Origin of the sequence: Paraburkholderia lacunae, from assembly GCF_003353175.1 — a bacterium.
GTDB lineage: Bacteria > Pseudomonadota > Gammaproteobacteria > Burkholderiales > Burkholderiaceae > Paraburkholderia > Paraburkholderia lacunae.
Genome location: NZ_QHKS01000002.1, coordinates 66,333 through 83,521, shown reverse-complemented (window position 1 = coordinate 83,521; position 17,189 = coordinate 66,333). Strand labels below are relative to the sequence as shown.

Below are 17,189 nucleotides of genomic sequence, written 5' to 3'. Positions count from 1 at the left end.
GGACCTTCACTCCCCTTTGTTCTTGCCGAGATCCACACCGAGTTGCTTGAGCTTGCGATACAGGTGCGTGCGCTCCAGGCCCGTCTTCTCAGCCACGCGCGTCATGCTGCCGTTCTCGCGCGCGAGGTGATATTCGAAGTACGCGCGCTCGAACGCGTCGCGTGCGTCGCGCAGCGGAATATCGAACGAGATCGACGCTGTTTGCGCCGCCAATGCGCCGCTGCTCATGCCGTCGGCCGACAGCATCGGCAACGCCGCCGACGACGCCACTGCCGACGTATTCGTCGGCAAGGCCGGCTTGATTGCCGCGCCGCCTGGCGCACTCGCCGCATTGCCACGCGCCAGCCCTTGCTCGACGGCCTTCAACAGCTTCTGCAACGCAATCGGCTTCTCGAGAAAATTGAGCGCGCCAATCTTGGTCGCTTCGACCGCCGTATCGATCGTCGCGTGGCCGGACATCATGATCACCGGCATTGTCAGTTGCCCTTGCGCGGCCCACTCCTTGAGCAACGTCACGCCGTCGGTATCGGGCATCCAGATGTCGAGCAACACCAGATCGGGCGCCTGGCGCAAACGGAAGTCGCGCGCTTCCTGCGCGTTTTCCGCGGCCTCTACGACATGCCCCTCGTCGCTCAGGATCTCCGAGAGCAATTCCCGGATGCCCATTTCATCATCTACCACCAGGATGGTTGCCATTTACGCTGCCCTTGTCTGCACTGTTGCTTTTGTCGTTCCCTGCGACGCACCACCGTGCGCCGCCCGCGGCCCCGCTTCAGGCGCCGCGACATCATCTGCCAGTTGAAGGAAGAGGATCGAAATCTGCGCGCCTTCGATCACATCGCCCGCTTTCATGCGGTTGCGAATGTCGATTCGCGCGCCGTGTTCGTCGACGATCTTCTTGACCATCGCGAGACCGAGGCCCGTACCTTTGGCCTTGGTCGTCACGTAAGGCTCGAATGCACGTGTGAGGATACGCGCGGGGAAGCCCGGCCCGTTATCCGACACGGTCAGACGCACCGCGACGTGCACCTTGCCTTCCGCGTCGGGGTCTCCGTATTCTACTGTCCTCGTCTCGAGCAACACACGTGGTTGCTCGAGCTCGGCCACTGCATCCTGCGCGTTCTGCAGCAGGTTGTGAATCACCTGACGCAATTGCGTCGCGTCGCCGCGGATCACCGGCAACTCCGCGAGCTCCACCTCGATCGCGCTCTTGCCTTCCTCGATACCGTACAGCGTGAGTACTTCGCTGACCAGATCGTTCAGCTGCAGATGCGCGAGCACCGCCGGCGGCGTACGCGCATAGTCGCGGAAATTGTCGACCATCTGCTTCATCGCCGCGACCTGGTTGACGATCGTGGTCGCGCCGCGCTTGAGCACATCGGCATCCGATGGCGAGAGCTTGTCGGCGAGCTTCATCTGCAAGCGCTCGGCCGAAAGCTGGATCGGCGTGAGCGGATTCTTGATCTCATGCGCGAGGCGCCGCGCGACCTCACCCCACGCGATCGAACGCTGTGCGGAGATCACGTCGGAGATGTCGTCGAACACGACGACGTAGCCGGAGGTCTGCATGTCTTCGGCGTCGCGCTCGGTGGCGGACACAAGGCGCGCGCCGCGCACGAGCAAGGTGAGCGGTTCCGTTTCGCCCGGCACCTGCACGGAGAACTGCTGCTGCCAGTGGCCGCGGTCGTCGTGACCGTCGCCGCTCGCGGCCTCGCGATCGGCAAAGGCCTTGCGCACCATGCCGCCGAATTCGCTCAACACGCCGATCTGCTCGAGCGCCAAACCCAACACCTCCTGGAACTGCTGGCGGAAGATCCGTTCGGCGCCGCGGTTCGCGGTGGTGAGGCGGAACTGCCGGTCGAACACGAACACGCCCGCCGTCAGGTTCGCGAGAATGCTCTCCAGATAGGCCTTCGAATGCTCGAGCGCGATACGGTTGTTCTCGACCGCCGCGCGCGCTTCGGACAACTGCCGCGTCATCGCGTTGAACGACTGCGTGAGGAAGCCCAGTTCGTCACGCGACTTGATTTCACGCTTCGGCGTGTAGTCGCCTTCGGTCACTTCCTTGGTGCCCTGCGCGAGCAGGAACAACGGCCGCGCAAGCTGATTGCCGAGCGCGAGCGCCAGCATCATCGCGATGAAGGTGGCGAGGAACAGCGCGAGCGTCAGCGTGCCGATGTACATCTTGCGCAAGCCGGTGCGGCCTAGCGCCTTCTCCTGATACTCGCGATACGCGCGCTGCACGGCATCGGCATTGTGCGCGAGCGACGGCGACACCGGCTGCGTGAGTTGCAGGAAACGTTCGGTGGGTTGCAGCAGCGCCGCGTTCGAATCCGGAATGCGCTGCACGACGCGCAGCCGCAACGCGCCCTTGCTGCCGTGCGCGTGCGGATCGCCGTCGACCTCGCCCTCGATCGCGGCGAAACCGCGGCCGCGCGCCTGATCGATCATCAACGGCGTGGGCAAGTCGTTCGGCACGAGCGTCGCGAAATTGCCGGACGCCTGTGCGACCACGTGCATGTCCGGCGTCGCGCCCGACATGCTGCGGGTGGGTTCGACGATCGTCGCGTCCTGCACGCCGAACTGATCGCGCAAGCGCAGGAGCGTGAGCGTCGTGCCGGCCGCGTCCGCGCTCGCCAGTTGCTCGGCCATCAAACGGCCCTTGGTCTGCAGATCGGACAGCGACGCGTCGAGCATGCCGCGGCCGAGATTCAGGCCCGAGGTCAGCGCGGTTTCGACGTTCACGTCGAACCACGACTCGATACTGCGCGACACGAACTGATACGACACGACGTAAATGATCCCGCCCGGCACCACGCCGACCAGCGCCATGAAAAACGCTAGCTTCGCTAACAGCCTGGTGCCGAACTTACCCTTCCGTAGCCGCGCGATGATGATGATGACGAGCGTGGCCACCACCAGCAGGAAGATCATCGCGACCACGAGGTTGGCCGCATACAGCCACTGGTAATAGCGGTCGAAGAATTCGGTATTCGCGCTCGCCGCCGCCAGCAGGACGAGCAGCAACACGGCCGTCACGGCGACCGTCGACACCAGCACGCGCACGACGATGCTGCTGACACTGGTGGCTCGGCGCACTCTATTTAGCACGTTCGGTCACCGTGAAGGTAAAGCGCTTCCACTCCGAAGAGAGATTCCAGTCGCGGTTGTTCACCGCGTCGATCTGGAACGGCTTGGGCATCAGCGCGATGTCGAGTTGCATGCGCACGGAGGCGTTGTAAGTCTCGCCGGCATGCACCTGATTGCGGTCGATCACATGCCACGAGGTAACGTGCTTGATCACCGCGAGCGCGTCCTTGAGCGTCGTGAAGCCGAGCTGCAAACCGCCCGACGACACGCTCGACACGCGGTACTCGCGCGTGAGCGGCTGGAACGACAGCCGAATGCTCTGCGACACGCTCACCGGTTGCTCGTCGAACCAGTACCAACGCGGCCGGCTCAACTCGAAATCGGTCGTGAAATAAAGCGGAATGCCTTTATTGACCGCGTCTTCGAGATTGCTGTTCAGATCGAAGTCGAAGCGCGCGTCCAGGTTCCATCCGGTATTGTCCGCCTGCAGCGACGCACGCGGCACCGCGATCGAGTCAGCGTGCGCCGCGCCCGGTGCGGCAAGCCATACGGCCAGCGCGATCCAGAGCACGGCTGCGAGCCGAAGCGGGAAGAAGCGTTTGATGGTCACCGTTTCTGAAAGCGCGCGTAGAAAAATCCGTCGTGGTCTGAGTTCGAGCCGGCGCCATCTTCAGCGGCGTGTCCGGCATGGGAAGCGGCCGATGTGTCGGCGGGCGCGCGGGCAACTGCGGGTAAAAGTTGCCCCGGCGCGTCCAATCGTACCGCATCCTGGTATTTGTCTCCAAACCACTGCGCCTGCAACTCGCCTTCTTCGGGGAAGATCGAGCATGTAACGTAGAGCAACTCGCCGCCGGGCTTCACGAGCGGCCACAGCGCGTCGAGAATGCGGCGCTGTTCGGCGACCAGCGCGGGAATATCCGACGCACGGCGCAGCCAGCGAATATCCGGATGACGCCGCACGATGCCCGATGCCGAGCACGGCACGTCGGCGAGAATGCGATCGAACGGCTGGTCGATGTCGTCATGCCATTTTGACGGCTGGCCCGCGTCGCCGATGCGCACTTCCGCGTCGAGCTTGAGCCGCTGCAAATTTTCACCGATGCGGCGTGCGCGCGACGCGTCGCTTTCAAGCGCGACGAGTTGGAGGTTGGCCAGCTCCAGCAAATGACCGGTCTTGCCGCCAGGCGCCGCGCACGCATCGAGCACGCGCATGCCGTCGCGCACGCCGAGCAGTTGCGCCGCGAGTTGCGCACCGGCGTCCTGCACCGATACGACGCCGTCGTTGAAGCCGGGGATACGGTCGACCGGCATCGGCGTGGCCAGCCGGACAGCGTAGTCGCCGGCTCGGCTCGCGGCGATGTGATGATCCTGCAGCACTTGCAGATAGGCATCGACTGTCGAGCGCCGTGCGTTCACGCGCAACGTCAGCGGACCTTGCGTGTTGCCGGAGGCGAGCACCGCTTGCCACGCGTCGGGCCATGCGCGCTTGACTGCGTCGATCCACCACGCAGGGTAATTCCAGCGCGCCACTTCGTCGGCCTGCAATGCGCTGAGCAGCGTCTCACGCTCGCGTAGGAAATGACGCAACACGGCGTTGACGAGTCCTTTCGCAAACGCGAATTCACGACGCGCGCCGATTGCGCTGACAGCCTGATCGACGACCGTGAACGGCGCGTAAGCAGCACTCGCTTCATCGTCGACGAGCAAGGCGAGCGCACAGGCCAGCACGTGGCCGACGTGTGGAGGCGGCGCCTTCTTTACCAGCTTCGCGATCAGCCATTCGGCGGTGGCCAGGCGTCGCATCGTGCGATACGCGATGTCCTGCACCGCGCCGCGCGCAGCGGCAGCGCTGCCTTCAGGCGCGGACACGAACACGGATTGCAGGGCGGCCGGCAACGCCGCGCCGAGGCGCACGGCGCCAACGGCCTGGCCTGCGCAGTCGAGCGCAAAACCGAGCGATTCGGGTGCGAGATGCAGCACCGAAAGACGTGATTCGCGCGGACGCGCCGGTTGGGAAGCAGAACGCGAAGAAGGCTTTGGGATCATGAAAGAGGCAAAGGCAGGCCGCGCGGAGCGCGCGACGCAAACAACACATTGTAGCGTGGTGCAGCGCGGGGGCTTCTGCGGCAGGAGGGCCTGGCCGCGGCGACCGGCGCGTATGACCCGAACCTGCCGCCGGCGTGACAGGCTTTCACATCGGTTGTATCCGGCGGCGGCGGCGGCGGCGCCGCTCGCGCGTGCAATATTCTCCGCCTCATAAAAAAGGCGAGCCCGCGGACTCGCCTTTCATCACACGCCTTTCATCACACACCGTTCGCACCTCGCCGTTCGCGCCTCGCCATCGGCGCCCCGCCGTTATCCGTTATTCAAAGCGCCCGGTGCGCGCCATTTCCATCAACCGCGCGATGCGTTCCTCAGTGGCCGGGTGCGTCGAGAACAGATTCGCGATGCCGCCGCCCGACAGCGGATTCATGATCATCATCTGCGCGGTGGCCGGATGCTGTTCGGCCGCGGGAAACGGAATGCCGCTCGCGTAACGATGAATCTTGTCGAGCGCGGAAGCGAGCGCTTGCGGGTCGCCGGAAATCTGCGCGCCGCCGCGGTCCGCTTCGAATTCACGTGCACGCGAAATCGCCATCTGGATCAGCGCGCCGGCGATCGGCGCGAGCAATGCGACGGCAATGCTCGCGACCGGATTCGTGGGACGGCCGTTTTCGTCACGTCCACCGAAGAACATCGCGAAGTTCGCCAGCGCGGAGATGGCGCCCGCCATCGTGGCCGAGATGGTGGAGATCAGGATGTCGCGGTGCTTCACGTGCGCCAGTTCGTGCGCCATCACGCCGCGCATCTCGCGCTCGGACAGCACGCGCAGGATACCTGTGGTGGCGGCGACCGCTGCGTGCTCCGGATTGCGGCCGGTGGCGAACGCGTTCGGCGCGTCTTCGTTGATCAAGTAGACGCGCGGCATCGGCAAGCCGGCGCGGGTGGCGAGATCGCGCACCATCCGGTAAAACTGCGGCGCGCTCGTCTCGTCCACTTCCTGCGCGTTATACATGCGCAGGACCATCTTGTCCGAGAACCAGTACGAAAAGAAATTCATTCCGAGGGCGATCACCAGTGCGATCGTCATACCGCGCGACCCGCCGATCATCCCGCCGATCACGATGAAAAGGGCCGTGATCGCGGCCATCAACATCGCGGTTTTGACCCAATTGAACATGTCTGCAACTCCTTGCCCTAACGCGGGTTCATATCTGCGCCGCGTCATCGCGGCGCCTGATTGTAAGCGAACTGTTAGATATGGGCGCGCGAGGAAAATTCAATTATCGTGATGCGGTGGCGAGCTTGATGCCCAATCCGACGAATGCACTGCCGACGCCGCGATCCAGCCACTTCTTCACTGATGGTTTGCCGGAGAAACGCTGCGTGACGCTTCCCGCGATCCACGCAACGAAACTGTTCCAGATCATGCTCATCACCACGAACACAACGCCGAGCGTGAGGAACGCGAGCGCCTTGTGGTCGCTACCGGTCGTCACGAACTGGGGAAAGAAAGAGACGAAGAACAGCACCACCTTCGGGTTCAGCACGTTGGTCCAGAAGCCTTGCAGGAACAACTGACGCAGCGACTTCGGCGCGCCCGCCGCACGCGCTTCGCCCGCCGCCTCGTCTACCGCGGGCTTCGCGAAAATCAGCCGCACGCCCAGATAAATCAGATAAATCGCGCCGACAAACTTGATCACGGTGAAAGCGGTGGCCGAAGCAGCCAGCAACGCCGTCAGGCCGAACGCGCAGGCAAGCGAATGGACACAGCATCCGGCGGAAATACCGAGCGCCGACATCAGACCCGCCCCGCGCCCCTGCGCGACACTGCGCCCGACGATATAGGCCGTATCGGGGCCGGGCGTCACGTTCAACAAAAAAACGGCGACGACGAAAAACGCGAAATGGGTGATGCCGAACATGGAAATCCTCGAAAACTGGGCTGTTGCATGGAGGATTCTAACGCGCCGCAAGCATGCGGCGGGGGCGCCGAACATCGGCCGAACGGACGATGTTCAGGACACGCGCACCGCTGTTATTGTGCGTCGGGAAGCTGGAAATGCTGCCCCGCGGCCAGCGTCGCGCCGGCCAGAAATTCGCGTACCGGCAAGCGCTTGCCGCCGGGTTTCTGCAGTTGCGTGAGACACAGCGCGCCTTCCCCGCAGGCCACCACAACGCCTTCGGGCGACACATCGGTGATCGTGCCAGGAATGCCGCCATGGCCTTGCGTTTGTGCCGGCACGGCTGCCCAGATCTTGACCGACACGCCGTCTTCCAGCGTGGCCACGCCGCCGGGGAACGGGTCAAATGCACGGACCTGCCGCGCAAGAACGGCGGCCGGCCGTCGCCAGTCGAGCGCGGCTTCGTGCTTGCCGATCTTTTCCGCGTAAGTCGTGCCGTCCGCAGGTTGTGGCGTCGCCGGCAGCTTGCCGTTGCGCTCGAGTTCGCCCAGCGCCTCGACAATCAGCTTCGCGCCGTCCCGCGCAAGCCGGTCGTGCAGGGTAGCCGTGGTGTCGTCGTCGGAAATCGGTGTGCGCGCTTCGGAAATCATGGCGCCGGTGTCGAGGCCGACATCCATCTGCATCAGCGTGATGCCGGTTTGCGCGTCGCCCGCTTCAATTGCCCGGTGGATCGGCGCGGCGCCGCGCCAGCGCGGCAACAGCGATGCGTGAATGTTGATGCAGCCATGCGGCGGGATATCCAGCACTTCCTGCGGCAGGATCAGGCCGTACGCGGCCACCACCATCACGTCGTGCGGCGTGGCGCACAGCAGCTCGATCGCGGCTGCGGCTTCGGCTGGGTACTTGCCGGCGCGGCGCAGCGACGGCGGCTGCGCGACGGCAAGGCCATGCTCCTGCCCATAGCGCTTTACCGGGCTCGCCTGCAATTTCATTCCGCGTCCGGCGGGCCGGTCGGGTTGGGTCAGCACGAGCGGTACTGGAAAACCGACGCTGTGGATCGCGGCCAGTGCGGCCGCGGCGAACTCCGGCGTACCGGCAAAGACGACGCGCAACGAATGACTCATGAACGGGAGCAGTAGGCGAAATGGACGCGAATTACATCGCGTGGGCGAGCTTCTTCATCTTGCTCTTGATACGCGTCTGCTTCAGCGACGAAAGGTACTCGACAAACACGCGGCCCATCAGGTGATCCATTTCGTGCTGGATGCAGACCGCGAGCAGCCCTTCGCAGTCCATCTCGAAGGTTTCGCCCTTCTCGTTCAGCGCCCGCACCCGCACTTTCTCGGCGCGCTCCACGTTGTCGTAGATGCCCGGCACCGACAAGCAGCCTTCTTCCGAAAGCTTCCGCTCGTCGCTCGACCAGATGAGTTCCGGGTTGATGAAGACGAGCAATTCGTCGTGCGCGTCCGACACGTCGATCACGACCACGCGCTCATGCACGTCCACTTGGGTCGCGGCAAGGCCGACACCGGGCGCGGCGTACATCGTTTCGGCCATGTCCGCGACGAGGCGGCGGATGCGGTCGTTGACCGCTTCGACCGGCTTCGCGATCTTGTGCAGCCGTTTGTCCGGGTAATTGAGGATATTCAGTAAAGCCATGATCTTGAAGTTGATTTCAGGCGCCGCGCACCGGTGGAAGGTTCGCGTTGGCCATTCGGCCAGGTTGTGAGCTGGTCGCGTAACGCACAGGATAGACGGTGTCGAACCGGTTCGATTCAACGCGCCACTTGCGCTAGACGACGAGCCCGCGCGGGTGGGCGCGGCGCTGCGGTTATTTCGGATGATGAAAATTTTAGCATGGCGCCCGCCTGCCCGCTGGCCCTGTAGGAGGATCGACCGCAATGCGCACGTTGCCCGCAACCAATATTGAACTCGCCGCCTGGCTGCGGCTTTCGCTCGCGCCGGGGCTGAAACCGGCCGCGCTACGTTTGCTGCTGAGCGCTTTTGGACTTCCCGAAGCGATCTTTGATCAATCGCCAGAGGCGCTCGCCAGCATCGCCGGCGAGGCTGCCGCGCGCGCCGTGCTGACCCCGGCCAGTCCCGACTTCGAGGCCCAGCTTGCCGCAGTGGTTGCGTGGCGCGAGCAGCCCGGCAATCAGCTGGTAACGCTCGATGATCCCGCCTACCCGCCCGCGCTGCTGACCATGCCCGATCCACCGCCGCTGCTATATATAAAGGGCCAGCTCGATCTGCTCCATACGCGGGCAATTGCGGTGGTGGGCAGCCGCAGCGCGACACCGCAAGGTGTGGAGGACGCGGAACGTTTTGCGCGTGAGCTTTCAGTGGCGGGAGTGACCGTTGTGTCGGGCCTGGCGCTCGGCATCGACGGCGCCGCGCATCGCGGCGGTCTGGAAGGTCCCGGCGGCACGGTAGCGGTCATCGGCACCGGGGCGGACCTCGTGTATCCGTCGGCGCATCACGCGCTGGCCCGGCAGATCGCGGTGCGAGGCGCGATCGTCTCGGAATGGCCGCTCGGCACGCCCGCGCGCGCGGCCAATTTTCCGCAGCGCAACCGGTTGATCGCCGGCCTGGTCAGCGGCGTGTTGATCGTGGAGGCAGCGATGCGCTCAGGCTCGCTGATCACCGCGCGGCTCGCCAACGAAATGGGGCGCGATATCTTTGCACTGCCTGGCTCGGTCCACGCGCCGCTATCGCGCGGCTGTCATCGGATGATCAAGCAAGGCGCCAAGCTGATCGAAACGCCCGATGAGGTGCTCGAGGAGCTCGGCTTCGCCAGAGCGGCGAAGACCGCGCCCGTTGGCGCGCCGCCCATGCAGCGGGATGACAGGATCCAGGAGGATGCCGCACAGGCTGCGGCATCGGCAGTCGTCCGGTCGGCAATCACCGCGGAAGGTGAGCGGCTGCTGGCCGCGCTCGGCCATGCGCCCACCACCCTTGAAATTCTTGCCACCCGTACCGAGATGGAAGGCGCAGTATTACAAAACACACTGCTGCAACTCGAACTCGCCGGCCAACTGACCGTCCTGCCTGGCGGCCGCTTCATGCGGGCAAGCCACGGCTGACCCTGCATCGACCATGGCTTGACCGCGGCTCGCGACCGGCCATGCTACATTCCCGCCAAAGCACCTGACAAAAGTACGCAAGGAACCATCATGCCCGCGCTGAATCTCGACACCGACCAAGACCGGATCGCCGAGCGCGTCAACGAACCCGACACGCTGTTCGTTGCCTGCCTGTGCGCGGAGTGGTGCGGAACCTGCCGTGACTATCGTGAAGCCTTCAACCAGCTGGCCGATAAGCACCCGGACATCTGCTTCGCATGGATCGACATCGAAACCCATGCCGATCGTTTCGATGACCTGGACGTCGAGAATTTCCCGACCATCCTGATCGAAGACTCGGTCACGACACGTTTTTTTGGCACGGTTTTGCCCCAGGCGGCGATTGTCGAGCGGATGCTGGTCGACCTGACAGCCGTGCCCGGCATCAGCGGAGCGCCCAAATTGCGGCCCGCACTGGCCGCCGCCTGAAGCGCGGCAACCGGCCGCAAAGCCTTGCGGCAATGCCGCTGCAGGCGGTCCTGACCGCGCACGTCACGGCTTGCTCAACCGCGGGGCACGAAATTATGATGGCACGCATTTTATGGCACTTGACACGCCGCTCTCGCGCCGTGTGCTATAAAGCGGTCGTTATTGGGTCGCAAAGGTCGCAAACGAGGGTCGCGCGCTAATTTCGCGCACTCAAGGCCATCAACCCGGATCTACCAACCTCACATCGAGTCATGTCCAAAGCACTGATCATCGCCGAAAAGCCTTCCGTCGCGAACGACATCGCGCGCGCTTTGGGCGGTTTTACCAAGCATGACGAATACTACGAAAGCGACGACTACGTCCTTTCCTCGGCAGTCGGCCATCTGCTGGAAATCGCCGCGCCCGAAGATTACGAAGTCAAGCGCGGCAAGTGGAGTTTCGCCAATCTACCCGTCATTCCGCCGCATTTCGACCTCAACCCGATCGCAAAAAGCGAGTCGCGCCTGAAGGTGCTGACCAAGCTGCTCAAGCGTAAAGACGTCGATCGCCTGATCAACGCGTGTGACGCGGGGCGCGAAGGCGAGCTGATTTTCCGACTGATCGCGCAGCACGCGAAAGCCAGGCAGCCGGTGCAACGCCTGTGGCTGCAATCCATGACGCAGGCCGCGATCCGCGAAGGATTTGCCCGCCTGCGCAGCGACGAAGAAATGCAGCCGCTCGCCGACGCGGCGCGCTGCCGTTCGGAAGCGGACTGGCTGGTCGGCATCAACGGCACGCGGGCCATGACCGCGTTCAACAGCAAGGGTGGCGGCTTCTTCCTGACCACCGTCGGGCGGGTGCAGACGCCGACGCTATCGATCGTCGTGGAGCGCGAAGAGAAAATTCGCCGCTTCGTGCCGCGCGACTACTGGGAAGTGAAGGCGGAGTTCGTCTGCGCGGCCGGCTTCTATGAAGGCCGGTGGTTCGATCCCAAGTTCAAGCGTGACGAGTTCGATCCGGAAAAGCGCGATTCGCGTCTGTGGGCGCTGCCCGCCGCCGAGACAATCGTCGCCGCCTGCCGTGGCCAGATCGGCACGGTGACGGAAGAGTCGAAGCCATCCACGCAATTGTCGCCGGCGCTCTTCGACCTGACCAGCTTGCAGCGCGAGGCCAATGGCCGCTTCGGCTTCTCGGCGAAGAACACGCTCGGCCTGGCTCAGGCGCTGTACGAAAAGCACAAAGTCCTGACCTATCCCCGGACCGACGCGCGCGCGCTGCCGGAAGACTATATGGAGACGGTCAAGCAGACACTCGGCATGCTCAAGGAGAGCAACAACTATCTGCCGTTCGCCAAGCAGGTGCTCGACAAGGGCTGGGTAAAGCCGAACAAGCGCATCTTCGATAACTCGAAGATCAGCGACCACTTCGCAATCATCCCGACGCTGCAAGCGCCGAAGAACCTGTCCGAACCGGAACAGAAGTTGTACGACCTGGTCGTGAAGCGCTTCCTGTCGGTGTTCTTCCCGGCCGCCGAGTACCGTGTCACGACGCGCATCACCGAAGTGGTCGGCCATCACTTCAAGACCGAAGGCAAGGTGCTGGTCGAACCGGGCTGGTTGCAGATCTACGGCCGTGAAATTAGCGGCGAAGACGCGAACCTCGTGCCGGTGCAGAAAGACGAGAAGGTCAAGACCGACAAGATCGCCGCACAGCAACTGGTGACCAAACCGCCCGCACGCTACAACGAAGCGACCTTGCTGTCGGCAATGGAAGGCGCGGGCAAGCTGGTCGAAGACGACGAACTGCGCGAAGCGATGGCGGCCAAGGGTCTCGGCACGCCGGCCACGCGTGCTGCGATCATCGAAGGCTTGCTCGGCGAAAAGTATCTGATCCGCGAAGGCCGCGATCTGATTCCGACCGCCAAGGCATTCCAGCTGATGACTCTGCTGCGCGGCCTCGGTGTCAAGGAATTGACCGCGCCCGAGCTGACCGGCGAGTGGGAATACAAGCTCTCGCAAATGGAGCGTGGCAACCTGCCGCGCGACGCGTTCATGCAGGAAATCGCCCGCATGACGCAAACTATCGTCAAGCGCGCGAAAGAATACGATTCCGACACGATACCGGGCGATTACGCGACGTTGCAGACGCCGTGTCCGAATTGCGGCGGTCAGGTGAAGGAAAACTACCGGCGCTTTGCGTGCTCCAAGTGCGAGTTCTCCATTTCGAAGATTCCGGGCGGACGCCAGTTCGAAATCGAGGAAGTCGAGGAGTTGTTGAAGAACAAAACGATCGGACCGCTGTCGGGTTTCCGCAGCAAGATGGGCCGGCCGTTCTCGGCAATCCTGAAGCTTTCGCTGGACGACGAGATCAAGAACTACAAACTCGAATTCGACTTCGGCCAGGATTCAGGCGGCGAAGACGGCGAACCGCCTGATTTCTCCGACCAGCAGCCGGTCGGCGCATGCCCGAAGTGCAAAGGACACGTGTTCGAGCACGGCATGAGTTATGTCTGCGAGAACTCGGTTGCGAATCCGAAGACGTGCGACTTCCGCTCGGGCAAGGTGATCTTGCAGCAGGAAATCGCCCGCGAGCAAATGGCAAAACTGCTGGAAGAAGGACGCACCGATCTGCTGACCAACTTCAAGTCGTCGCGCACCGGCCGCAATTTCAAGGCGTTCCTCGTCAAGCAGAACGACGGCAAGATCGGCTTCGAGTTCGAGAAGAAGGAGCCGTCGGCGAAAACCGCTGCAAAGACTGCGGCGGCGAAATCAGCTGCCAGGACGGCGCCGGAATCGGATGACGAAGAGGGGGCAGTTGCAGTTAAGGCGGCGCCTGCGGCCAAAAAAGCGGCTGCGAAGAAAGCGCCCGCTGCCAAGACCGCGGCGGCCAAGAAGGCGCCCGCCAAGAAAGCGGTGGCGCGCAAGACCGGCTCGTAATCGAAGCCTGTCGGCAGCCTCTGGGAATAATCGGCAGGAATCTGCGACCGGCTTTTAGTTCGTGTCCAGCCGGCTTCGAGCTGGCTATAAAAAAGGCGCAGTCACTTGAAGTGACTGCGCCTTTTATTTACCGGCAGACTGCGCTTATCGCCGCGCTTCCCGTCCTGGGCGAGCTCACAACGGCGACAAAGCCGTCGGTCGTGGGCGATTCGACGTCTTCGCCAAGGTCTTCGGCACTGGCGACAATTCGCTGTCGAGGAGCCGTGACAGCGGCTCGGCGCCGTCGAAGGCTTCCGGTGGCGCCATCTCCGTGGAGTCCACTGCGGCCGCCGTGGCAGGACGCACCAAGCCGTCCTTGATCCACTGCTCGCCGAGCAGACTGTTCGGCGTCTGGCTGAAATGATCCACCAGGTGATCGATGAACGTGCGCACCTTGGCCGGCAAGTGACGGCGGCTCGGATACGCAATGTTGATCTCCACCTGCGGCAATCGGTAATCGCCGAGCAGGCGCACGAGCCTGCCGCGCGTCATGTCGCGGCCAATCAGATAGCTCGGCAGAATCGCGATGCCCATGCCGAGCAGCGAAAACTGCCGCAGCATTTCCGTGTTGTTCGCCACGATCACGTTCGACGGACGCACCCGCACCTCTCCTTCCGGCCCCGTGAACACGCGCTCGTCGCCCCAATACTCGGACGGCAAGCTCAGGCACGGATGCTCGAGCAGATGCTCAGGACGCGTGGGCATGCCATGCTTTTCCAGGTATGCGGGAGTCGCGCACACCGTCATGCAACCGGTGGTCAAACGCCGCGTGACGATGCTCGCGCTGCGCATCTGCCGCGCGATCACCACACCGACGTCGAAGCCTTCTTCGACCAGATCGACCTGGCGGTCCACCAGCGTGACATCGGGAATGACTTTCGGATAGCGCTCCGCATACGTCTGGAGCACCGGCGCCAGGTTGTGCAACCCGAACACAACAGGCGCAACTATTCGCAAGGTGCCGACGGGTTCATGATTTCGCGCAACCACCATCTGCTCGACGTCTTCCAGTTCGTCGAGAATCTGGCGCGCACGCTCCAGATAAACCTGACCTGATTCCGTCAGCGACAAGCTGCGGGTTGTGCGATTGAGCAGCCGCGTACCAAGACGGCCTTCGAGATCGGCAACGTGGCGCGTCGCGACTGCGTTGGAAATATCCATCGCGCTTGCAGCGCGGGCAAAACTGCCGAGATCCGCCACTTTGACGAAAACTCGCATCGACTGCAAATGATCCATAGGACAACTCCTGCCGTGCTACAGCTTCCTGACAATTGGTGAAAACCAGTGAAGCGAACTTGGAATTCTCCTACGACTCGCAAAATCGTGCAGAAGTTGCCCGTCAAAGCGGAAATTTTGTCGATATTTGTGTCACTGTGCTCCCTAGTGTGGGACATGGACGTTCATTGTTCCCGAGAAAGCAACAATCTGCTGCACCGCAGCTTGCACTGTCTTTTTTGTTCGAACAGACGCAAAGGTCGATCGGGCTTTGCTGAATCAGAAAAAATACCTTGGGGGTCGAATCAAAAAACAAAAGCCGCCCGAAGGCGGCCTTTGATACGAAGTGAATACTCACGTGATCAGACCACGAGTTTTCGCTCCAAGGCTGCTTTAGTCTGAGTCAAAGCCGGTGGCAACCCCTGTTGCAGTGTGTCAAACAACTCGGCATGCAGAGCGAGTTCATCGCGCCAGGCGGCGGCGTCGACTGAGATCACCTGCTGGAATTGCTCTCGGCTGAAATCGAGCCCGCTCCAGTCGATGTCGTCATAGTGCGGCGAAATGCCAAATGCGTGTTCCTCGCCTTGCGCCGAGCCTTCGATGCGGCCGACCATCCAGCTCAGCACCCGCATGTTCTCGCCAAAGCCCGGCCAGACGAACTTGCCTTCCGCGCCCTTGCGGAACCAGTTCACGCAGAAGATCTTCGGCAACTTCGCATTCAATTTTTCGAGGCGTTCACCGGTTTTGAGCCAGTGACCGAAGTAGTCGCTCATGTTGTAACCGCAGAACGGCAGCATCGCGAACGGGTCGCGGCGCACGACGCCCTGCTGACCTGCGGCAGCCGCGGTCGTTTCGGAACCCATAGTCGCCGCCATGTAGACGCCTTCGACCCAGTTGCGCGCCTCGGTAACGAGCGGCACGGTGGTCGAGCGGCGGCCACCGAAGATAAACGCGTCGATCGCGACGCCCGCCGGGTTCTCCCATTCGGTATCGATCGACGGGCATTGCGAGGCCGGCGCCGTGAAGCGCGCGTTCGGGTGCGCCGCCTTGCGGCCGCTTTCCTTCGCGATCGCCGGCGTCCAGTCCTTGCGCTGCCAGTCGATCAGGTGCGCGGGCGGCTCGGCCGTCATGCCTTCCCACCAGACGTCGCCGTCGTCGGTCAGCGCAACGTTCGTGAAGATGACGTTTTCCTTCAGCGTGGCCATGGCGTTGAAGTTGGTCTTCTCGCTGGTGCCCGGTGCGACGCCGAAATAGCCCGCTTCCGGATTGATCGCGTACAGGCGGCCGTCCTTGCCCGGCTTGATCCACGCAATATCGTCGCCGATCGTGGAGATTTTCCAGCCGTTCAGGCCTTCCGGCGGAATCAGCATCGCGAAGTTGGTCTTGCCGCAAGCCGACGGAAACGCGGCGGCGACATGGTACTTGCGCCCTTCCGGCGAGGTCACACCGAGAATCAGCATGTGTTCGGCGAGCCAGCCTTCGTCGCGGCCCATGGTCGACGCGATGCGCAGCGCGAAACACTTCTTGCCGAGCAGCGCATTGCCGCCGTAGCCCGAGCCGTAGCTCCAGATTTCACGCGATTCGGGGAAATGGACGATGTATTTGGTGCTATTGCACGGCCACGGCACGTCTTTAGCGCCCGCAGCGAGCGGCGCGCCGACCGAATGCACGCACGGCACGAACTCGCCGTCTTCGCCCAGCACGTCATACACCTTGCGGCCCATGCGCGTCATGATGCGCATGTTGGTCACCACGTACGGGCTGTCGCTCAACTCGACACCAATGTGCGCGATCGGCGAACCGAGCGGCCCCATCGAGAACGGCACCACGTACATCGTGCGGCCGCGCATGGCGCCGTCGAACAGGCCGTCGAGCGTCGAGCGCATTTCGGCCGGGGCAATCCAGTTGTTGGTCGGGCCGGCGTCTTCACGGCGCTGCGAGCAGATAAAGGTACGGTCCTCGACGCGCGCCACGTCGGACGGATCGGACCACGCGAGATAGGAATTGGGACGTTTGGCGGGATTGAGCCTCTTGAGGGTGCCGGCTTCGACCATCTGCGCGCATAGGCGGTCGTACTCCTCCTGCGAGCCGTCGCACCAGACCACCTGATCGGGCTTGGTCAGCGCCGCGACGCGCCCGACCCACTCGATCAGCTTGCGGTGTTTGACCCAGACGGGCGCCTCGATGGTGGTTTGTCCTTCGAATGAGGGATGATTCATCGACCTGTCTCCGTTTTGATAGCAATAGAAAAACGGTACAAGCCCAGCGACGCTGCGCGCGAGAGGCGGTCAATTCGTCACACCGGCGTTCTTACAACGCGGCGCGCAATTGTTCAGGTCATCGTGGGCCATACACAGCCCGTTGCGCGGAAGCTTTTGCCGACTGGCTTCTGAAACCGTCTGTAAAGCGGCTTGCCTCAACACGCAACAAACTGT

13 protein-coding genes are annotated in these 17,189 nt (G+C 63.0%); 3 read left to right on the top strand and 10 right to left on the bottom strand.

Annotated elements, in window-relative coordinates:
- Positions 1 to 6: 6 nt before the first annotated feature.
- The 8 genes from esaR to def form a co-directional block, all read right to left on the bottom strand.
- A complete protein-coding gene (gene esaR, locus DLM46_RS03150) occupies positions 7 to 696 on the bottom strand; it encodes a response regulator transcription factor EsaR (protein WP_115099340.1) in 690 nt (229 codons plus the stop codon).
- A complete protein-coding gene (locus DLM46_RS03145; RefSeq protein WP_115099339.1) occupies positions 697 to 3,111 on the bottom strand; it encodes a sensor histidine kinase in 2,415 nt (804 codons plus the stop codon).
- A complete protein-coding gene (locus DLM46_RS03140) occupies positions 3,101 to 3,700 on the bottom strand; it encodes a DUF4390 domain-containing protein (protein WP_115099622.1) in 600 nt (199 codons plus the stop codon). Before DLM46_RS03140 ends, DLM46_RS03145 begins: the two co-directional genes overlap by 11 nt.
- Positions 3,697 to 5,136, bottom strand: coding sequence for a 16S rRNA (cytosine(967)-C(5))-methyltransferase RsmB (gene rsmB / locus DLM46_RS03135; RefSeq protein ID WP_115099338.1), 1,440 nt, complete (start codon positions 5,134 to 5,136; stop codon positions 3,697 to 3,699). Before rsmB ends, DLM46_RS03140 begins: the two co-directional genes overlap by 4 nt.
- 316 nt (positions 5,137 to 5,452) lie before the next feature.
- Positions 5,453 to 6,310, bottom strand: a complete 858-nt coding sequence (htpX, locus tag DLM46_RS03130; protein WP_115099337.1) for a zinc metalloprotease HtpX — start codon at positions 6,308 to 6,310, stop codon at positions 5,453 to 5,455.
- 103 nt (positions 6,311 to 6,413) lie between these two features.
- Positions 6,414 to 7,055: a LysE family translocator gene (locus DLM46_RS03125; RefSeq protein WP_115099336.1), complete on the bottom strand. Its 642-nt coding sequence runs from the start codon at positions 7,053 to 7,055 to the stop codon at positions 6,414 to 6,416.
- 113 nt (positions 7,056 to 7,168) lie between these two features.
- Complete coding sequence (fmt, locus tag DLM46_RS03120; RefSeq protein ID WP_115099335.1) at positions 7,169 to 8,158, bottom strand: methionyl-tRNA formyltransferase; 990 nt, start codon at positions 8,156 to 8,158, stop codon at positions 7,169 to 7,171.
- Between the two features lie 31 nt (positions 8,159 to 8,189).
- The gene (gene def, locus DLM46_RS03115) at positions 8,190 to 8,693 is read right to left on the bottom strand and encodes a peptide deformylase (protein ID WP_115099334.1); all 504 of its coding nucleotides are present in this window, start codon (positions 8,691 to 8,693) and stop codon (positions 8,190 to 8,192) included.
- Positions 8,694 to 8,935: 242 nt separating this feature from the next.
- On the opposite strand from def, the gene dprA reads away from it, so the two are divergent.
- The 3 genes from dprA (at position 8,936) to DLM46_RS03100 (ending at position 13,500) form a co-directional block, all read left to right on the top strand.
- On the top strand, positions 8,936 to 10,117 hold the full coding sequence (dprA, locus tag DLM46_RS03110; RefSeq protein ID WP_115099333.1) for a DNA-processing protein DprA: 1,182 nt from the start codon (positions 8,936 to 8,938) through the stop codon (positions 10,115 to 10,117).
- Positions 10,118 to 10,207: 90 nt separating this feature from the next.
- A complete protein-coding gene (locus DLM46_RS03105; RefSeq protein WP_115099332.1) occupies positions 10,208 to 10,585 on the top strand; it encodes a thioredoxin family protein in 378 nt (125 codons plus the stop codon).
- 251 nt (positions 10,586 to 10,836) lie between these two features.
- A complete protein-coding gene (locus DLM46_RS03100) occupies positions 10,837 to 13,500 on the top strand; it encodes a DNA topoisomerase III (protein WP_115099331.1) in 2,664 nt (887 codons plus the stop codon).
- A gap of 174 nt (positions 13,501 to 13,674) precedes the next feature.
- Here the strand turns inward: DLM46_RS03100 and DLM46_RS03095 are convergent, their stop codons facing one another.
- Both DLM46_RS03095 and DLM46_RS03090 read right to left on the bottom strand, forming a co-directional pair.
- Positions 13,675 to 14,775, bottom strand: a complete 1,101-nt coding sequence (locus DLM46_RS03095; RefSeq protein ID WP_115099330.1) for a LysR family transcriptional regulator — start codon at positions 14,773 to 14,775, stop codon at positions 13,675 to 13,677.
- A 341-nt stretch (positions 14,776 to 15,116) separates the two neighbouring features.
- Positions 15,117 to 16,973, bottom strand: a complete 1,857-nt coding sequence (locus DLM46_RS03090) for a phosphoenolpyruvate carboxykinase (GTP) (RefSeq protein ID WP_115099329.1) — start codon at positions 16,971 to 16,973, stop codon at positions 15,117 to 15,119.
- Positions 16,974 to 17,189 lie beyond the last annotated feature (216 nt).